The following is a 19,046-nucleotide window of genomic DNA, read 5'->3' as shown; positions in this document are numbered from 1 at the left end:
GAGTTGTTCAGGAAAGTTTGTTTTGGCTGCTTTTGTTGTGTGATTAAAAATAATATGTTCGTTTAGTTTTTTCTTCCTATCCGTGTTGTTAAATAGTATCAAACTCCGTTACTTTTCGATTGTCCCCTTCGAGAGGACGTTCGATGTTAAGGGTTTGTTGCTTGGGTATCGAATGAGGGGGAATTGCGTTGAACGGAAGTGATGATCGCAAGGCAGTGATCGGAATTGAGCAGGCGTTGGATCGAGTGGGGAACGACCTCGATTTGCTGAAGGATATCGCGAATTTCTATCTAGAAGACGCTATCACGTTGCTGGATGGGATTGACGATGCTCTTGCAACTGGCGATTCGGAAACGATTGCTTTGAATGCCCATACGTTGAAAGGGCTATCCGCCAATTTTGATGCGCATTCCGCAGTCAACGCGGCGTCTGAAATTGAGAAGCTCGGACGGGGTCTTGATTTCAACGGGATCCAACCAAAGCTGGATCGCTTGAAGATCGAAGTTGATCGAGTTGTCGAAGCTCTCAAGGCTGATGTCCTTTCGCAGCAAGATTGAATATCACTGATCGCTGATGGGAACGTCCTCGTGAGAGACACATTTGGCGGTGACGCTGTCGCGGCCTGCTGGCCAGCTTTACAAGTTGTTCTGGAAATAGTGGCGATTTTTCTCCGTCTCAGTCTTTTGGGGCTGCCACATGTTGGATGAACTCTTCGCTGAGGTGCGAGTTTCTATCCAAACTCGATATGATCAGGGCGCTCAGGTGCCTGCATGTATTGGTTTCTTTTAATGCGAGACCGGTGGCCCTTCCTTGTGCTTCGTGCACTTTTCGAGATTTGACTTCAGGTCAGTTTTCGAAAATCTCTGAACAAGAGAGTTTGGAATAGGTTCGCCGCGTCGTCGTGGGTCAAAGAGACTCAGTAGGAAGTCATCTTGCTCGGTGGGAGGGCGTGCGCTCGAGTCCTTGCATTCGAAACGCTCTTGCCGAATTTATTTTATGCACATTGAAGACCCAAGAAGCGAGGGCGGATCGTGTCGTTGACTGAAGAATCGGAAGTGATTTACCAGGAAGTTGTTAAAAGAAATCCCGGAGAGTCTGAATTTCATCAGGCTGTGAGAGAGGTTGTCGAAACCCTCGGGCCGGTATTGGCGAAGCACCGCGAGTTTGCGGATGCAAAGGTCCTGCAGCGTTTGTGTGAACCAGAACGTCAGCTGATCTTTCGAGTCCCCTGGCAGGATGACAAAGGGGAGATTCAGATTAACCGTGGTTTTCGTGTGCAGTTCAACAGCACGCTGGGGCCATATAAAGGTGGAATTCGCTTCCATCCATCGGTCTATCTTGGGATCGTGAAGTTTCTTGGGTTCGAACAGATCTTCAAGAATTCATTGACCGGATTGCCGATCGGTGCGGCGAAGGGCGGCTCTGACTTCGACCCGAAAGGGAAGTCGGATTCAGAAGTGATGCGATTCTGCCAGTCCTTTATGACCGAGCTGTGGCGAATTATTGGTGAACATACCGATGTTCCGGCTGGTGATATTGGGGTGGGTGGACGCGAGATCGGATACATGTTCGGTCAGTACAAGCGGCTCACCAACAAATTCGAAGCAGGGGTGCTGACCGGGAAAGGTATTGTTTACGGGGGAAGTCAGGTCCGTAAAGAAGCAACCGGTTATGGCTGTACCTATTTCGTTGAAGAGATGCTTGCCGCTCGAAAAGACAGTATCGAGGGGAAACGTGTCGTCGTTTCCGGGGCCGGCAATGTGGCGCTATATGCACTGCAGAAGGTGGTCGAGCTCGGCGGACGCGTCGTCGCAATGAGTGATTCCGATGGAGTGGTTGTTGATTCGTCTGGTCTCAATTTCGAAACGATGGTTCGTTTGAAAGAGATCGATCGTCGCCGGATCAAGGACTACATTGCATGTCACTCTTCGGCGAGCTACCTGCCAAATGGCAATATCTGGGACGTGCCTTGTGACGTCGCAATGCCGTCTGCAACTCAGAACGAGTTGACAGGAAAGGATGCCGCGACACTGATCAAGAATGGGGTCATTGCCGTCGGAGAAGGGGCGAACATGCCGAGCACTCCGGACGCCGTTCGGTTGTTCCTGGAGGCGGGCGTTCTCTTTGGGCCTGGCAAAGCAGCGAATGCTGGCGGTGTTGCTACTTCAGCTCTGGAGATGCAGCAGAATGCCAGTCGCGAAGCATGGTCGTTTGAAGAGACTGATCGCAAGTTGCGGCAGATCATCCGTTCAATTCATGAACAGTGTGCTGGTGCAGCTGATGAGTTCGGGTTCCCTGGGAATCTTGTTCGTGGAGCAAACATTGCAGCGTTTCTGCGAGTCGCTCGTGGGACAATGGCGCAAGGGTTGGTTTAGACCGTTGCGGTCTGTCGTCTGGCGATGCAGAAGCAGTTTCACCTTGTGAATTTTGCTTCTGTGTGCCAGTGACAGTTGCCCAGTTCTTGAGTTGTTTGACGTGAACGTCCGTGCTTGATTGACGGTATCTGGTCGGCGGTGCCTGATCGATGGTGCCTGATCGCCCGTGAGAGCACTGGGCAGAGATTGCTCTGAACGCCTGCGGTTGTTCAATCTGGATAAAAAAAAAGACTCGCCTTGAGAGAATCTCTCTGGGCGAGTCTTTTTGTGTCAGGCTCTGGCAAATCCCAGTTAACTGGTCAGAGCGAGAGCATATCCGAGTTCATTCAGCATCTCTGGCGCGCGGGTTTCAGCTTTTCTCTTGTCGGGAAGGCTGTAACGCGGCTGCGTGAGAGGCCGAATCGGACTAGATCTTGCGTTCGTGAATCCAGTCTGTGTGGGACGTTTCGCCGCGTGGCTTGTCGGTTCGCTCGTAGGTGTGAGCACCGAAGTAGTCGCGTTGAGCTTGCAGCAGGTTTGCTGGCAGGCGATCGCAACGATAGCCGTCATAGTAAGACAGAGCAGCTGCGAAGGCCGGAACTGGAATTCCGTGAGTCACAGCTGTTGCTATGACGCGGCGCCATGCTGCTTGTGAGTTGTCGATAGCCTTCTTGAAGAAGTCGTCGAGCAACAGGTTTTCAAGCTGTGGGTTCTTGTCGAATGCGTTCTTGATGTCGCCAAGGAACACCGAACGAATGATGCAACCGCCGCGCCACAGCAGAGCGATATCACCGTTGTTGAGCTTCCACCCGAACTCTTGAGCTGCGGCGTCGAGCTGAACATAGCCCTGAGCGTAGCTGACGAGTTTCGATGCGTACAAAGCCTGTCGAACGTCGTTGATGAACTGCTGCTTATCGCCTTCGAACTTGGCGGTTGGGCCAGCCAGAACCTTGGCGGCGCGGACGCGGGCGTCCTTCTGGGCGGACAGGCAGCGAGCGAACACAGCTTCGGTGATCAGCGTTGTTGGAACGCCGAGGTCGAGAGCGTGCTGGCTCATCCACTTCCCGGTTCCCTTTTGCTGAGCGGTGTCGAGGATGACGTCGACCAGGTCTTTGCCTGTTTCTTTGTCCTTGACGGTGAAGATGTCACGGGTGATTTCGATCAGGTAGCTCGCGAGCTCCCCTTCGTTCCACTCTTTGAAGACCTGATACAGCTCATCGTTGGTCAGGCCGAGGGCGTTCTTCAGGATGAAGTAGGCTTCGCAGATCAGCTGCATATCGCCGTATTCGATCCCGTTGTGAACCATCTTCACATAGTGACCAGCGCCGTCTTCGCCAACCCATTCGCAGCATGGGATGTCGTTGGTTGGACCGACTTTGGCTGAAATAGACTGGAAGATTGGCTTGACGTGTTCCCAGCCTTCTTTGTTTCCACCTGGCATGATGGATGGGCCTTTGAGGGCTCCTTCTTCTCCACCAGAAACGCCAGATCCCAGGAAGACGAGGCCAGCAGCAGGCAGTTCTTTCGAGCGGCGGTTTGTGTCGCGATAATCGCTGTTTCCGCCGTCGATGATGATGTCGCCTGGTTCCAGGAATGGCTTCAGTTCTTCAATCACAGCGTCAACAGGCTTGCCTGCTTTGACCATGATCATGACGCGACGTGGACGTTTCAGGGATTTCACGAATTCCTTGAGGTCGTGGAATCCCTGGATTCGATCGGCTGTTCCCTGCCAGACTTTGTCTTCAGGCTCATTCTTAAGGCCGCCAACGAAAGCGTCAGTTGTTGCCGTTGTCCGGTTAAAGACTGCAACGTTAAAGCCGTGGTTGGCCATGTTGAGAACGAGGTTCTGGCCCATCACGGCCAGCCCGATCAGTCCGATGTCGTTTTGCATTTTTGGGTTACGTTTCAGTTGACAATAAACTCAGTAAACGGCCGGCAATCGGATTGGGTCGTTTCTCCGATAATCAGGGCCACCGACAAAATTTCAAGCACCCATCCTAGTTCCTGGACGCGGCAGGGTCGAGCGAGTTGCCGGCTCATTGCCGTTTGTCTGCAGGATTTGCCAGTGTTTCAACAGTCTTGGCTCATGAATCGGTGGCAGGGCCTGATTGACTTGACTTTGTGGAATTTGGCAGGGTCCTGCGGCAATTTCCGCAAAAAGGGTGCCTCAATTCTCAAAGTGATTCAAAAATGCAGGAATGCTTGAAGATTTCCACATTTGAACTCAACTGAACTCCTGTTACACTATCGCCTTTGATGCCCTGCACGATGGTCAGGGTTGACGGTCGATTTCCTTACTGGCCTGATGGTGTTGTTGTGACCATGCAGAATTACCCGTTCCTGTCTACGCTTCGTGATGCTTCCAACCTGACTCAGGAGGAAGTGCGTAACATGATGGCTTCTTCCATTGGGGCCGGAGCTGCTGAGTTTCGCCGCACCGTCGAGCAAGTGAACCAGGAAGCGGAAACAAACCCTTCATTGACTGTTCGGGCCGGAATCGGACTGTTTCTGCTCGGTCAGACAGAAAAAGCTGAGAAGACCCTGACCGGTTGTAAAGATGGGATCGGGCGGTTCTATCTTGCACAGGCATTGCATAGTCAGGGCCGCTTCCTTGAGGCTGCTGAAGAATTCGATGCCGCCAGCAAATTCGGCTACATGCCAACCGAATCGACTCTCCGTCGTGCCGGTTGCCTGCGTAAAGCCGGAAACCTGGAAGAAGCGGAAAAAGTGATCCGTAGCACCGGTGGTGACGGAGCACGACTCGCTGAGTATTCCTACCAGATGGGCTGCATTCTTGCAGACCGTGGCGATACTTTCGGCGCAATTGAATATTTCGAACGTGCTGTTGATATGGATCCAAACCATCAACGTGCATTGTTCGCACTGGCTGTTCAGAACAGCCGTCACGGCGACGATGAAGAAGCGATTCAACTCTATGAACGCTGCCTGTCTCGTCCACCGTTCTACCTTGGGGCTCTGCTGAACCTCGGGTTGCTGTACGAAGACAAAGAGCAATACGGTGCTGCTCAGTACTGTTTTGAACGCGTTCTGAAGTACGATCCAAACAACGAGCGTGCCCGCCTGTTCCTCAAGGATATTGAGGCAACCAGCGGCATGTACTACGACGAAGACACACAAAAGCAGGCTCAGCGGCTGGAGCAGTTGCTTGCTCGCCCTGTGACCGACTTCGAACTCTCTGTTCGTAGCCGTAACTGCTTGTCGACAATGGGAATTAACTCCCTTGGCGATCTGACTCGGATCAGCGAGCAGGAGTTGCTTGCCGGTAAGAACTTCGGTGAAACTTCGCTGACTGAAGTCCGTGAACTGATGCGTCAACATAGCCTGTCCCTTGGACAGTTTATGCACGAGAAACAACGCGAACCTGCGTTCGATACTCGCGACATGACACCGGAAGATCAGGCGAAACTTTCTCTTCCAGTTTCCGAGCTCAACTTGTCGGTTCGTAGCCGTAAGTGCATGACTCGACTTGGGATTGCAACCATCGGAGAGCTGTTGTCACGGACTCCGGACGAATTGCTTTCGGCCAAGAACTTCGGTGTGACTTCGCTGAACGAAATTCGCGATCGTCTGACCGATATGAACCTCAAGCTCCGCAACGACTAATCCTGTTCTCAGGAGAGTGATGCGGCTGCATTGCGGTCACCTCTTCTGGACAGACGGTCTGAGTGAACTGATGAATTTGATCGAATGGCCGCGTTTCACTCATTGAAATGCGGCTATTCGTATTGATGCGGGGGGAGCGGGAGCGTGTTGGTCAATACGCTTCTGAACCTGAACGCTTTCGTGCTTGTCTGAAGTTCGAGTGGTTGACTCTCGACCCATTTTGACAGTGATGAAGTGGTCCCGTAATTCACGACCAACTTGTAAAATGATTCCATGATCAGCACGACTCATCGAGACGCCCGATTTCAAGATATTGCCAATCGCGTAGAGGCAGGCGAGCGGCTTTCATTTGATGACGGTGTCTATCTCGACACGGAAGTCGATCTGCTCTCTCTCGGAGCGCTGGCGCATCGCGTGCGTCAGAAGCGACATGGCAACATCGCGTTTTATAACACCAACGTTCACCTGAACCCGACAAACGTTTGCGTCTATCGCTGCACCTTCTGTGCGTTCCGCTCCGACTTGAAGTCCGAGAAGGGGTATGTTTTCTCTGATAACATGATTCGGGACCGCGTGCTCGAAGCCAAGGCCAGTGGAGCGACCGAAATCCACGTCGTTGGGGGTCTGCATCACAAGAAGAAATTCGACTGGTATGTCGATGTTGTGCGGATCATTCGTGAGACGTGGCCGCAGATTCATATCAAGGCGTGGACCGGAGTGGAAATTAACTGGTTCGCTCACCTGACCAAGAAGCCGTACGACTGGATTCTGCAGCAACTCATTGATGCTGGTGTCGGGAGCTTGCCAGGGGGCGGCGCTGAGATCTTTGATACAGAGATTCGCGCGAAGATCTGTGAACACAAAGCGGACCCCGACAGTTGGATCGAGATTCATCGTACCGCCCATCAGCTTGGTCTGCGGTCAAATGCAACAATGCTTTATGGTCATCTGGAGAATGCTCATCACCGCATTGATCATCTGTTGCGACTACGAGATCTTCAGGATGAAACCAAAGGGTTCCAGACGTTCATTCCGTTGGCCTTCCATCCTGAAAATACCGGGATGACCTATATCAAAAAGCCGACCGCGAATCAGGATTTGCGGACGATGGCGGTATCTCGATTGATGTTGGATAACTTCGACCACATCAAGGCCTACTGGATTATGCTAGGCGAGCAAACTGCCCAGATCGCGCTGAACTTCGGTGCAGACGATCTCGATGGAACTGTTGTTCATGAAACCATCTATCATGAAGCAGGAGCAACCACCCCGGAAGGCTTGGCTGTGACTCAGTTGCATCAGTTGATTCGCGAAGCCGGTTGCGAACCGGTGGAACGTGACACACTCTATCGTCGCGTGATCCGGAATGGTGCAGATTGGTCAGTTGAAGACATGGACACGAACAAGCTCCAGACAAGCCAGCTTTGATCAGGCCGGTCCGAGAGTGTGCTGGTGGCCATCGTAGGAAAGTACGGTTGGCCGTCCATCAATTTCTGATGCAATGTGAACGGGTCTTCCCCAGAGCATCTGCAGGTTGATCAGTGTGTCTTTCGCATAATCCTTTTTCAGCTCAATCCCCTGAAAGTTGTGCTGCAGGTAGAGCTCTCCGCGATTGGCATAGTTTCCATCTTTTACAGCAATGATGGGACGGCCATGATTCGTCAGGCTGGTCAGCAGTTGATTTTTGATCTCTTTGAATTCACGCGAAGCGACTTCGTAGTTGCCGTTTGAATCGTTGTATGCAAACGAAAACAGCTTGTACCTGCGACAGAAATCCTCGGTCAGAAACGTATCGATAAAGGTCAGGTCATTATGGATCTTGCGGACTTCGAAGATCTTCTCTCGACCTAATCCAAGTTGCTTGTCCCATTGTCGCTTTGTGTCTTCGTTTTCACATTCCTCCCACTCTGCACCGAATCGTCCTTTGTTCCAGCGGTCTTCGATATCCCGGAACAATTCGATCCCGATCTTGTAAGGATTGAGCCGTTGAGGGCTCATGGCCATTGTTCCAGAATGGTGGTCGGCATAGTCGATGATCTCAGCATCGGTCAGCCCATGTTTTGTCATGATGGTTGAGTGCCAATAACTCGCCCAGCCTTCATTCATGATCTTCGTCTGGCCTTGTGGAGCGAAGTAATATGCTTCGTCACGGATCATCGCGAGGATGTCGTGTTGCCAGTCACGCAGAGGAGCATGTTCGAGTAGAAACAGCAGGACATCGCGTTGAGGATGTTCTGGGAATGAGCGTTTTGCTTCCTGTGTTTCCTGCTTCAATGAACGTGCAGCCTGTTCTCGTTCAAGGAGGTCTGGGGGATTGATGAACGGGTCCATATAGTCTTTGGACGAGAACTTCCCAGGCGTCTTCGCCCAGGTCGGATGGTCTTCGTTGAGGTGCTTTTGCTCCGTCTCTTTCCTGATCTCTTCTGCACTCAATGGAGCAGGGCGTCGTCGAATGAAAGGCGAATGAGGATCAATCAGATTTTCCAGTGAAAGGCACGCATCGATGAACCGCTCGACCGATTCATAGCCGAATCGATCGATGTAGCGATTCACACGAGATGCATGGTTGGCCATCTGGTCCAGCATCTTGCGATTGGTATGAGAGAACCAGGCATTGTTCTTGAAGAAGTCACAGTGACCGTAGACATGAGCGATCACCAGTTTCTGGTCTCCGATCGCATTTGCAGAGAGCAGATATGCATAGCACGGGTCGGTGTTGATCACCATCTCATAGATCTTGGACAACCCGTAAGAGTAGCTCTTCATTAGCTCGTCGTACTGTGCTCCAAATCGCCAGTGAGGGTATCGAATCGGAAACCCACCATAAGCGGCGAACATGCTCAACTCTTCATAGTCGAGCACTTCAAAGATCGTTTCAAAGAAATCAAGCCCATACCCTGCCGCGATCGCCTCCAGTTCCTGTTGAATGTCTGCAATCTCGGGAGGCAAAGGGCGATGCGTCGTGACTGGCATGGTCTCTCCTCGCTTACAGATCCGAAGCAGCTGCAGCCTGAAGAACATGGCCTATGCTGGGAAACTTCCTCTGTCGTGAATGCCGTCGTGAGGCAAAGCGGGGGGCGTGAGCCACCAATGTTTCAGCAGAGGGAAATGCGGTGAGCGATTCACCGGGCAGAGGAAAGCAGGTTGAGCTTGAGCAGGCCGATTCTGAGAGAATGCTGCTGCGCCGGATCTCTTGGCCGATCATCCAAAGATCAAATGGGACTTTAGCATTGTACGCCTGCAACAAAGTCGACAACAGACCAAAATTCGTGTCGACACGTTAAGGCACCGAGACGGCCAGCTGGATTGCAGTTTCAGGCAATATTCCAGATTCAGGCAACGTCGGACCCGCTGAGAAATTGACTATGCAGAAATCGACATCAGTTCTTCTGCGGCCGCTTCGACATCGATGTCAGTGATCTTTGACTGCTGATCGACGTATCCCACAAGCATCGCAAGATCACAGAGCTGGTTGATTCGCCGTGGAATTCCCTGCGAGATCTGCCAGATCGCTTCTGCTGCCGATCTGGTGAAGACAGATTCTTCTCGTCCGGCGATTCTCAGTCGAGTTGTTGTGTATCCCGGAATTTCCTGGGCAGGCAGCGCCTCTAATGCTGTTTTAACACCGACTCGCTGATCGAGTGCCGATAGCTGTTGAAGGCGGGAAAAGAGTTCGGTCCGCCCGAGGAGGATCATCGAGAAGTCTCCAACCTTCTCTTCGCGAAGGTTCAGCATCAACCGCAACGCGTGAAGATGTGGCATCTCAAGAAGATGTGCATCGTCGATCACAAAGACCGTGTGACGACCTTCAGCTTTTAATTCTTTCAGTCGCTGTTCGAGTCCGGCAAGAATCTCTGAGTCCGAAACTGTGAACGGAATGTTCGCACCCAAACGACGCGCCAGATAGGAAAGCGTGCCAGTCGGACTCAGTTGCGGGAAGACCAGACGCAAGAACGGAGATTCACCTTGAGCGGTGAGTTCCGTTTCCAGCACGTGCGTCAGATAGGTTTTTCCGAGCCCATGTTCTCCGGCAAGGACTCCGAGTCCTTTGCGTTGCGCAACAAGGTATCTCAATTTCAGAAGTGACGCTTCATGCCCGGTACTGGGGAAATACAGTTCCGGTTCGGCACCGTCGTCAAACGGTCGTCGACTCAGATTCCAGTAACGTTCATACATGGGAAAGGTCCGTCGAAGTCAGTCGACTGCTGAGATTGACCAGATACAGGTAGTCACAAACGTCAGTATGTCTCTTTATGCTTTTCAAGGCTTATTCGGAAAGCTCAATTCGGCCTTCCAGCCAGAGAGCCGGTTGCTCCGGCATCTTCGTCTGATTCTCAAATCGAATCGGCTCAATTGTTGGCTTCAGTTGCTGATCGTCAAATGTGTCAGGGATTCGCAAGACACCATTGGCTTTGACAGAGCCGGAAAATTGACTCTCCACTGTCACTGGTGAAGGAGTGTCGTTCTCTGGAACCAGCAGCTGTTTCGGATGAGTCTTCAACAGCGGAGCGATGACTGTCTGTGGAGCGTGATTCAGGGAAGGCGTTGTGTGAATCACGGCAGGTTGGGCAGTCTGCTCGACCTTGACGTCCGCCCGAATCGGGACCGTTCGCACGTTCTCAATCAGGGCTTGTTGACGCCGAATGACATGCGGTAATCGTGAGCTCTCTTTTGTCGTGAGCTCTTGCGCCGGGATGCGGATCTCTTCTGCCCAATACATGGAAAGCGAACCCGCGAGCCAGACGGCTGCGATGCAAAACCATGTTTGTTGATTGAATCGACGCATGGGATTCCGATTCCTCTGCGATTCAGGGACAGATCCTTCCCGCAACTCGCCTTCTTCTTCCTGCCTGATCTGGACAAGCGAATCGCCGTGTTTCTCGCTTGGAAACAGGCTGCTTTGGCAGAAAGAAGCGAAAGATGCTCCCGTTCTCTGGTTTCAATCGACGATCGATCTCCACAACTTGACGGAAACGCCGTTGGCACCGGATGTAAGGGGCTGGCGCACTTGAAATTCGAGAATGTCGCGAGTCATACTCTAAATCGATAAAGATCGCTCGATTAATTGACTTGGGTGGTCGCGGAAGCTGCCATCTGTTCGAAGGACTTTGACGCAATCACTGCGTGCCTTCGCTCGGTGGAATAGCTCTAACATTCCGGGAGACAGAATTTTATGTTGCTCAAGATTTCGGTCCAGATTCCAGGATCGCGGTCGCTGATGCGATTTGCATCACTGGCGATGATGGCATTCGCAGGCGGGCTCACCTGTCAGGCAGTTGCAGCCGATGCACCTCAAGTTGACCCATACCAGGGTTTTAAGATTGGCCTGCAAAGCTACACGTTAAGAGAATTCAACGTCGATGCCGCGTTGGAGCAGACGTCAAAGTTGGGCCTGCATTATTGGGAATCGTTTCCCAAGCACATCCCAATTGCAACAACTCCCAGCTACATCGCAGAACAAAAGGCCAAGCTGGACAAGGCTGGAGTGAAATTGCTTTCTTTCGGAGTCGTCGGCTTCGATAGCAATGAAACTAAGGCACGCGAGATCTTCGATTTCGCAAAAGCGATCGGACTTGTCGCGATTGCTGCGGACCCCAACAAAGATGATGCGACTTTGTCGATGCTTGAAAAGCTCGTCGAGGAGTACCAGATTCCGATTGCGATTCATAATCACGGACCGGGGCACCGCTACGACAAAGTCACAGATGTTCTCGCCGTTGTTGAAGGGCGTCACCCATTGCTTGGTGCCTGTGTTGATACCGGACACTATCTGCGCAGTAACGAAGACCCGGTTGATGTGATCAATAAGCTGGGATCCCGAGTGTTCGGGGTGCATCTGAAAGATGTTCGTACGATTCACAGTGAAGAAGAGAAGAAAGCACTGCTGGCCTCACTCCCCAAACACAGAGCAAATCAGCTGGAAAAAGAAGGCAAAATCTTCACGATCCTCGGGGAAGGCGAACTCAACACCGTTGGTGTCTTGCGAGCCTTGCGTGCTCTGAAATACGACCGCAATATCTCGTTGGAATACGAAGAGAACCCAAAGAATCCCTTGTCTGATCTCGAAATTTCGTTGACGAATTTGCGTCAGGCTGTGAACTACGTCAACGATAAAGAAGAGGGCTTCACTCAACTTTGGGATGGAAAAACGCTCGACGGATGGAAGATCAACGAGAGTCCTGAAAGCTGGAAGATCGAAGACGGAGCGATTGTGGCGTTCGGGCCTCGCAGCCATCTGTTTTACGTCGGCGACAAAGCACCGTTCAAAAACTTCCAGTTGAAAGTGGATGTCAAAGCTGAACCAAATGGGAACGGCGGAATCTTCTTCCATACCGAGTTCCAGGAGAAGGACTGGCCAGCCAAAGGCTTCGAAACACAGGTGAATAACTCGTATGTTCGAGATCCACGAAAGACGGGCAGTCTGTATTCCGTCGATGACGTCGCCGCTCAGCATATTCCTGATAACACCTGGTGGACACAGGACATCACTGTTCAGGGAAATCGAGTCATCATCAAGGTGGATGGCCGCACTGTCGTGGATTACACACAGCCTGCAGATTACGTTTCTTCAGACAAAAGGTTCGAGCGAAAGTTCGGCACTGGAACATTTGCGTTTCAGGCTCATGATCCTGGTAGCGTCATTCACTACAAAAACATTCGAGTGAAGCGACTTCCGGATTAAGCGAACCCGTTCAGCGGAGTCGCGATAAAGACCAAGGGAACTTCTCATGCACCGCGTGTTTCGAATAACGGAACACGCGGTGTTTTGCTGGGATAACTCAGCATTGGCCCCCGGTGATGTCCAATTCTGCGGACCTCGAAACCGGTATGAAGCGGCGTCCTGTTCCATTGTCTGCGGAATTCCAGAATTCGTCTTTTGGATGCGGTACTGCGCGGCCTCATTGTCGAGTAAACTAATCTTTTGAAATATTCGTTCTCATCGGTTTGAATTGAATGCCACCACTCTCTCGAACTGCACGCCAACTTTTGAAGGACCTGCAACTGGCAGGGCTTTCTCATGTTCCACGCAGTGAGGTTGTTGTCGCTCAAGTGTTGGAACAGGTCGCGACTGACTTGGCGCCGTCTGCGGTTGAGACGCATTCATCTGAACCAGCAAAGATGTCTCGAGCGAACTTTCTACGACAGGAGCCATCTCCCAAACCGGCCGCTGTTCCACCTGTTCCTGCGAAGCCGGCAGTTGTTCGCCAACCGACAGTCGCTCCGAATCTGGTGCCCAATACCGCGACACTGGCGGAACGTGAAGAGTCGTTGAAAATCCTTTCTCAGTGCGTTGCAGATTGTCGACGGTGCATTCTGCTGGCAGCAACAAGGACTCAGACTGTTTTTGGTGTTGGGAATCCTCAAGCGAGAGTCATGTTTCTTGGGGAAGCCCCTGGGGCAGACGAAGACAAAACCGGGATTCCGTTTGTTGGCAAAGCTGGGCAGTTGCTGACCAAGATTATCGAGGCCTGTGGTTGGTCTCGCGACGATCTGTATATCTGCAACATTCTGCGTTGCCGTCCGCCAGAGAACAGAACTCCCAACGACACTGAAGCGGCAAACTGTCGGGAGTATCTCGATAAGCAGATCGCGACGGTCGACCCAGATTACATTGTCTGCTGGGGATCCTGTGCTGCGCAGAATCTGCTCGGAACAAAAGAGCCGATTGGAAGAATGCGGCAGCGATTCTATGAATACGGTCGGGCGAAGGTTCTTTGTACCTATCATCCGTGGTATCTGCTCCGCAACCCAGCGGCAAAGAAGCCAGTCTGGGAAGACATGAAGCTACTGATGGCTGAGATGGGGCAGACACCTCCAGCGCCGTAAGAGACCCGGCCTTGAAGACGATTCCCGCGACAATAGATCGTAATCTCAACAGAAAAGCCTAGAATCCGTATTCGAATTCTCGGCTCTTGTTTTTTAGATCTCGTCTAACACCTTAAGTCAGTGTTCGAGTCAGACATGCACGATCCGGTTTAGTTCGTGGTTCTGACAGCCGAAGCTGTGACTCCAATTCCGGAGTAGGTGAACCCCAGTTTCGCCATGTAATTCACGTCGTACAGGTTTCGCCCGTCGAAGATGACCGGGGACTTCATCTTGTGCTTCAAGTAGGAGAAGTCAGGATTTCTGTAGTCATTCCATTCCGTCACGATCGCCAGCGCATCGGCATTATTCAGCGTCTCGTATTGGTGGTCGTGATATTGGACCTTGTCACCTAATAGCCGTTGCACGTTTGGAATCGCGACTGGATCGTGAACGTGAACTTCGGCCTCAGCTTCGAGCAGTTTGCGAATCAGTTCGAGAGACGGAGCGTCTCGAATGTCATCTGTCTTTGGTTTGAAGGAAAGACCCCAGACGGCGATCTTCTTACCCTTCAACTGTTTGTCAAAGTGCTTCGAGAGCTTGTTGAAAAGAACATGCTTTTGCAGCAGATTCACTTCATCAACGGCATGCAGCACTGTTGTTTCAAAACCATGCTCCTTGCCAGTCGCTCGCAAGGCTCGCACATCTTTCGGGAAGCAGGACCCGCCGTACCCAACACCAGGGAACAGGAATGCGAACCCGATTCGCTGATCGTGACCAATACCGCGTCGGACATCATTGATGTCTGCGCCCACGAGTTCGCAAAGATTTGCCATCTCGTTAATGAAGCTGATTTTTGTGGCAAGCATGCAGTTTGCCACGTACTTGGTCATTTCCGCGCTTTCGAGCCCCATCTTCAGGAACGGCTTTTCAGTACGCAGAAATGGTTTGTAAAGCTGATGAATTGTCTCGGCGACATCTGCGTCAGTTGACCCGACTACCACGCGATCAGGTCGCATGAAGTCGTCGATGGCACAGCCTTCTTTCAGGAACTCCGGGTTTGAAGCAACGTTGACTTTGCGGCCAGTCAATTCCTCAAGGCGATTCTTTACTTTGCGGTTTGTACCGACAGGCACGGTACTTTTCACGATGACGATTGCATCATCTTTGAGGTGCGGAGCGAGGGATTCCGCGGCGGCCATGACATACGTCAAGTCGGCTGAGCCATCTTCATCCTGAGGTGTTCCCACCGCGATGAAAATGCAGTCAGCCTCTGGAACACAATCCGCAGCCGAGGTTGTGAATTTCAATCGCCCAACGGAGACATTGTGATTGACCATGTCCTCAAGGCCAGGTTCGTAGATCGGAATTTCACCGTCCCGCAACCGTTGAACTTTGGATGCATCGATGTCAACGCAAGTCACTGCATTGCCACTGTCAGCCAGACAGGTGCCCGAAACGAGTCCAACGTACCCAGTGCCGATCATGACAACATTCATAAGCCGCTCGCCACCCTAGATTTCAATCAGATCTGAAGTTTCATCAATGCACATGGCATCTGTTCACTGCGAAGAGAACTTTCTCGGCTTCGCTGTCACCAGAGGAGTTCACCACATCGCCATCAAAAATGGCGGACTGTGTGTACGAAAGCCTGTTGTCGGACTTTGCGTTCTCGAAGTGAGTGTTCAGTGACATCCCATGCACATCAGATGCCATTGTACTTCATCCATCACCTTTGCAGCGGCGAATTTGAGATTGCCATCACGTCGTTGCATTGGTCTGTCAGTTTTGGAGTGAAGTTTATGTTATCGTCGGCGCTGCGGAGCTTCAATTTTTGTGGGATTTTACGGAAATGAGCGACTTGGAAGACATTGGCGCTGCTCGTGACGACTCCATATGACTTGGGCTGGAACGAAACACGTCAAGTCGAGTGAAGGTCTTCAACAGTCGAAGCGACGCGGTCTTACCGGTTCAGGCTGATTGTTCATCTGGAATCAGATCAATGCTGGAAATGAAAACAGCTCGCACAAATGGATCATGATTTGATCCGATGTGCGAGCTGCAAATGATGGCGTTACGTTAGATCGAACTCGTCTAGTGAATCGCCTTGAGTGCGGCGTCCCAGAGTCCTTGTGGGACAAAAAACAGGGCGACCACGAGAACCACGCAACCAGCGCTGGCGACCCATGCTGCGTATTGTTTGGCAATCTTGGGCTGCTCTCCCTGTGGCTTTTCAAAATACATCACAGCGACCAGACGCAGGTAGTAACTTGCTGCAATCGTTGCATTGATTGCGAGCACGATGGCCAGCGTATAGCCGATCGTTGAACCGTCATTCCATGCTGCCAGAAAAATGAACAGCTTGCCGAGCAGTCCTGCGGTCGGTGGCAATCCAGTCAAGCTGAAAAGCAGTACCGCGAGTGATGCTGCCATGAGCGGACGTGTCCTGCTGAGACCAGCCAGCTGGTCTTCGTTGCGAATCGGATGACCTGTTGCACCAAGTCCAGAGAGCACTGCGAATGCTCCCAGTGTCATGATTCCATAGATCACCAGATAGAACAGCACTGCTGCCATTCCATTCGCGGCTCCTGTTGAAGAACCGACGGTCAGACCAACCAGCATGTATCCGGCATGGGCGACGCTGGAGTAGGCCAGCAGTCTGTGAAGATTCTTCTGGCGAAGTGCCAACAGGTTTCCACCAAACATGGTCAGAACAGCCAGAGTCGCAAGGACGGTCTGAAGTGGTTCTGATGGAACCCATCCATTCCAGTCAACCAGCCCTTGGGTGAGTGGCAACAGACGGAAGAGTCCAATCATCCCTGCAATCTTTGGAATGAACGAGAGCATTGCAGCGTTTGCTGAGGTCGATCCCTGAAAGACGTCCGGAGCATAGAAGTGGAATGGAACCAGTGTCAGGCGGAATCCGAGGCCAGCAAGAAGGAAAATCTGTGCAAGCAGGAGCAGGCCTGGGACCTGATCGAACTTCCCTGCTTGCGCCGCCTGGGAGATCCCGAGCATGTTTGTCGTTCCAGCCGCTCCAAACAGCCATGCAACTCCGTAAAGGAAGATCGCAGCTGAGAAGATGCTGAGCAGGAAGTACTTCGCTGTTGCTTCCCGCATCATACGGTCCCGCTTCGGAATGAAGAGCAGGATGTACGTCGGGATGCTGACGAGCTCGAGCCCGATAAACAGGATCGCAAGATCGTTCGCTGCCGCGGTGAGGTTGACACCAGCCAGAATTGCCAGCAAGCAGGCATGAGCCTCTGCTGAATGGCCATCATCAATCTGATTCCACAGAAGGAGTACGAGAATCACTCCAATCGAAAGAGTGGTTCCTCGAACAAACCAGACGAAGGAATCAGCCTGAAACAGGCTAAGGTCAACTGGTTGGATAGAAGAGTTCCACCACGCGACCAGAGCGCTGCCGATCGCCAGTAGCGAAAGCGCACCCCAGCGATGTCGCAAACCAGTTTGTGTCTTGCCCCCTTCGGTGACCAGGAATGGACCGACAAGGAACATGATACAGACGGTGGCGAGCAAAATGACTTCCGGAACAATCAGTCCGGCAGCCGCATTGATCCGTTCAATTGCCGACACGCGATACACTCCTGAGATCATGGGACACCAGGGGGGCAACCCCTGCGTCATCGGAATTGAATTGAGTCTGTTGTACAGCGTCACCCTGTACTGCATTTGAATACAGAGACGAGAGGGATTTTACGTCCGGCTCAATGACATCAAGTACGGATTTCGGATAGACGCCAATCCAGAGGCAAAGGACAGCCAATGGAGCCAGTGCCAGAATTTCCCGGAGGTTCAAATCAGAAACAGGTGCTGCCGTTTCAGAACTCTTTGGGGCAGGACCAAAAATGACATGCTGCAGCATCGTCAGGAGATACCAGGCTCCAAGAATTACTCCGGTGGCCCCAAGTACCGCATAAACTGGATGGCGAGCAAACATCCCTGCCAGTGACAGGAACTCTCCTGTGAAACCGTTGAGTCCCGGCAACCCGATACTTGCCATTGAGATGAAGACCAGTGTGCAGCTCAGTAATGGAAGCTGTGATGCGATTCCACCCAGTTGGTCAATGTTACGTGTTTGATAACGCTCGTAAATCATGGCGACCAGAAGGAAGAGTGCGGCGGTCGACAATCCGTGGTTCACCATCTGGAGAACACCGCCTGCAAGTCCTTCTGCGTTCAATGCAAACAACCCCAGCATGCAAAATCCCAAGTGGGCGATGCTGCTATAGGCAACAAGTCGTTTGATATCCCGTTGAGCCAGAGAGCAAAGGGAAGCATAGATGATGCCGATGACCGCCAGTGTTCCCATCATCGGAACTCCGACGGTGAGGCAGGCCTGTGGAAAGAACGGAATACAGAGTCGGAGGAATCCGTAGATCCCGAGTTTTGCCAGAACACCGGATGCGAAGATCGTACCTGCGGTTGGAGCCTGCATGTAGGTCAACGGCAGCCATGTATGGAATGGGAAGACAGGGACTTTCACGAGGAACCCCGCAGAGACGGCGAGGAACAACACTGTTTGAAGTTGCGGATCGAGAGGATTCGCCTTCAGCCAGGCAGCGAGTGCAGGAATCGAACTGGGGTTCGCCAAGCCAGCGTTGGCTGCGTGCAGAACGAGACTGACGAGTCCGAGCAGCGTGATCACACTGCCGCAGAATGTATAGATGAAGAACTTGAGCGCGGCGGCACGACGTTCAGCACCGCCCCAGACAAGAATCAGGAAGAAGAGCGGGATCAGAGTGATTTCGAAGAAGGCATAGAACAGGACTAGATCGAAGGCGCAGAAGACTCCTGTCACCCCGGCCTGAAGTGCGAGCAGCGAAGCATAGAACTCGGCCTGACGTTCTTTGATGGATTCCCAGGAAATCAGAATCGACGAAATTCCAAGGAGAGCCGTCAACAAAATCATAACGACGCTGATGCCGTCGATTCCAAGCTGAAGGCTGAACGAATAGCCCGTAGTTGCAGGTTGTCCTTCGACTGACGTTCCCGGCTTTAATTGGATCCAGGGATAAGTGTATTCAAACCCAGGATTGACTGGGCTCACAGCGACATCATTCTTCGCCGGGAGTCGTTGGTATTCGCTGAGCAGGCCGAATGCCGAACACATGGTGACGATGGCACCTGCCAGTGCAATCCACCGGGCATTGTCGGCTGCCATGGATCCGCGGAACAGCAGCAACAACACTGCTGTGATCAGCGGAAGGCCGAGGCTGGCAAGGAGGAGGATTAACATAAATC

The 19,046-nt window shown here is 52.1% G+C and carries 14 protein-coding genes; 7 read left to right on the top strand and 7 right to left on the bottom strand.

Annotated features, from left to right (window positions below):
• Positions 1 to 188 precede the first annotated feature (188 nt).
• Positions 189 to 557: an Hpt domain-containing protein gene (locus SH527x_RS06575; RefSeq protein ID WP_437193857.1), complete on the top strand. Its 369-nt coding sequence runs from the start codon at positions 189 to 191 to the stop codon at positions 555 to 557.
• Positions 558 to 1,028: 471 nt separating this feature from the next.
• A complete protein-coding gene (gdhA, locus tag SH527x_RS06570) occupies positions 1,029 to 2,375 on the top strand; it encodes an NADP-specific glutamate dehydrogenase (protein ID WP_437194593.1) in 1,347 nt (448 codons plus the stop codon).
• A gap of 406 nt (positions 2,376 to 2,781) precedes the next feature.
• Here gdhA and gnd read toward each other — a convergent pair whose 3' ends face one another.
• Positions 2,782 to 4,245, bottom strand: coding sequence for a decarboxylating NADP(+)-dependent phosphogluconate dehydrogenase (gene gnd / locus SH527x_RS06565; protein WP_437193856.1), 1,464 nt, complete (start codon positions 4,243 to 4,245; stop codon positions 2,782 to 2,784).
• 377 nt (positions 4,246 to 4,622) lie between these two features.
• Between gnd and SH527x_RS06560 the strand changes: the two genes are divergently transcribed.
• On the top strand, positions 4,623 to 5,978 hold the full coding sequence (locus tag SH527x_RS06560; protein ID WP_437193855.1) for a DNA-directed RNA polymerase subunit alpha C-terminal domain-containing protein: 1,356 nt from the start codon (positions 4,623 to 4,625) through the stop codon (positions 5,976 to 5,978).
• Positions 5,979 to 6,251: 273 nt separating this feature from the next.
• A complete protein-coding gene (mqnE, locus tag SH527x_RS06555; RefSeq protein WP_437193854.1) occupies positions 6,252 to 7,406 on the top strand; it encodes an aminofutalosine synthase MqnE in 1,155 nt (384 codons plus the stop codon).
• Here the strand turns inward: mqnE and SH527x_RS06550 are convergent, their stop codons facing one another.
• From SH527x_RS06550 to SH527x_RS06540, 3 genes are all read right to left on the bottom strand, one after another.
• Positions 7,407 to 8,951 carry a SpoVR family protein gene (locus tag SH527x_RS06550; RefSeq protein ID WP_437193853.1) on the bottom strand — a complete coding sequence of 515 codons (1,545 nt, stop codon included), beginning with the start codon at positions 8,949 to 8,951 and terminating at the stop codon, positions 7,407 to 7,409. It lies immediately after the preceding gene.
• A 390-nt stretch (positions 8,952 to 9,341) separates the two neighbouring features.
• Positions 9,342 to 10,154, bottom strand: coding sequence for an ExeA family protein (locus SH527x_RS06545; protein ID WP_437193852.1), 813 nt, complete (start codon positions 10,152 to 10,154; stop codon positions 9,342 to 9,344).
• Positions 10,155 to 10,245: 91 nt separating this feature from the next.
• A complete protein-coding gene (locus tag SH527x_RS06540; protein ID WP_437193851.1) occupies positions 10,246 to 10,764 on the bottom strand; it encodes a hypothetical protein in 519 nt (172 codons plus the stop codon).
• 387 nt (positions 10,765 to 11,151) lie between these two features.
• Between SH527x_RS06540 and SH527x_RS06535 the strand changes: the two genes are divergently transcribed.
• Both SH527x_RS06535 and SH527x_RS06530 read left to right on the top strand, forming a co-directional pair.
• Positions 11,152 to 12,660, top strand: coding sequence for a family 16 glycoside hydrolase (locus SH527x_RS06535; RefSeq protein WP_437193850.1), 1,509 nt, complete (start codon positions 11,152 to 11,154; stop codon positions 12,658 to 12,660).
• Positions 12,661 to 12,932: 272 nt separating this feature from the next.
• On the top strand, positions 12,933 to 13,805 hold the full coding sequence (locus SH527x_RS06530; protein WP_437193849.1) for a uracil-DNA glycosylase: 873 nt from the start codon (positions 12,933 to 12,935) through the stop codon (positions 13,803 to 13,805).
• Positions 13,806 to 13,954: 149 nt separating this feature from the next.
• Here the strand turns inward: SH527x_RS06530 and SH527x_RS06525 are convergent, their stop codons facing one another.
• On the bottom strand, positions 13,955 to 15,280 hold the full coding sequence (locus tag SH527x_RS06525; RefSeq protein WP_437193848.1) for a UDP-glucose dehydrogenase family protein: 1,326 nt from the start codon (positions 15,278 to 15,280) through the stop codon (positions 13,955 to 13,957).
• 46 nt (positions 15,281 to 15,326) lie between these two features.
• Here SH527x_RS06525 and SH527x_RS06520 point away from each other — a divergent pair, with 46 nt between their 5' ends.
• Complete coding sequence (locus tag SH527x_RS06520; protein WP_437193847.1) at positions 15,327 to 15,473, top strand: hypothetical protein; 147 nt, start codon at positions 15,327 to 15,329, stop codon at positions 15,471 to 15,473.
• Between the two features lie 402 nt (positions 15,474 to 15,875).
• On the opposite strand, the gene SH527x_RS06515 is transcribed toward SH527x_RS06520, so the two are convergent.
• Both SH527x_RS06515 and SH527x_RS06510 read right to left on the bottom strand, forming a co-directional pair.
• Positions 15,876 to 17,378: an NADH-quinone oxidoreductase subunit N gene (locus SH527x_RS06515; protein ID WP_437193846.1), complete on the bottom strand. Its 1,503-nt coding sequence runs from the start codon at positions 17,376 to 17,378 to the stop codon at positions 15,876 to 15,878.
• Positions 17,365 to 19,041, bottom strand: coding sequence for a complex I subunit 4 family protein (locus tag SH527x_RS06510; protein ID WP_437193845.1), 1,677 nt, complete (start codon positions 19,039 to 19,041; stop codon positions 17,365 to 17,367). Before SH527x_RS06510 ends, SH527x_RS06515 begins: the two co-directional genes overlap by 14 nt.
• Positions 19,042 to 19,046 lie beyond the last annotated feature (5 nt).

The organism is Planctomicrobium limosum, assembly GCF_051465645.1.
Taxonomy (GTDB): domain Bacteria; phylum Planctomycetota; class Planctomycetia; order Planctomycetales; family Planctomycetaceae; genus Planctomicrobium.
This window is presented reverse-complemented; position numbering and strand designations above follow the sequence as displayed.

Excerpts from the sequence above, each read along its gene's own strand:
- mqnE (WP_437193854.1), top strand. The coding sequence starts at position 6,252 with ATGATCAGCACGACTCATCGAGACGCCCGATTTCAAGATATTGCCAAT.
- SH527x_RS06530 (WP_437193849.1), top strand. The coding sequence starts at position 12,933 with ATGCCACCACTCTCTCGAACTGCACGCCAACTTTTGAAGGACCTGCAA.
- SH527x_RS06545 (WP_437193852.1), bottom strand. The coding sequence starts at position 10,154 with ATGTATGAACGTTACTGGAATCTGAGTCGACGACCGTTTGACGACGGT.
- SH527x_RS06560 (WP_437193855.1), top strand. The coding sequence starts at position 4,623 with ATGGTCAGGGTTGACGGTCGATTTCCTTACTGGCCTGATGGTGTTGTT.
- SH527x_RS06540 (WP_437193851.1), bottom strand. The coding sequence starts at position 10,764 with ATGCGTCGATTCAATCAACAAACATGGTTTTGCATCGCAGCCGTCTGG.
- SH527x_RS06535 (WP_437193850.1), top strand. The coding sequence starts at position 11,152 with ATGTTGCTCAAGATTTCGGTCCAGATTCCAGGATCGCGGTCGCTGATG.
- SH527x_RS06510 (WP_437193845.1), bottom strand. The coding sequence starts at position 19,041 with ATGTTAATCCTCCTCCTTGCCAGCCTCGGCCTTCCGCTGATCACAGCA.
- gnd (WP_437193856.1), bottom strand. The coding sequence starts at position 4,245 with ATGCAAAACGACATCGGACTGATCGGGCTGGCCGTGATGGGCCAGAAC.
- SH527x_RS06525 (WP_437193848.1), bottom strand. The coding sequence starts at position 15,280 with ATGAATGTTGTCATGATCGGCACTGGGTACGTTGGACTCGTTTCGGGC.
- SH527x_RS06550 (WP_437193853.1), bottom strand. The coding sequence starts at position 8,951 with ATGCCAGTCACGACGCATCGCCCTTTGCCTCCCGAGATTGCAGACATT.
- SH527x_RS06520 (WP_437193847.1), top strand. The coding sequence starts at position 15,327 with ATGCACATGGCATCTGTTCACTGCGAAGAGAACTTTCTCGGCTTCGCT.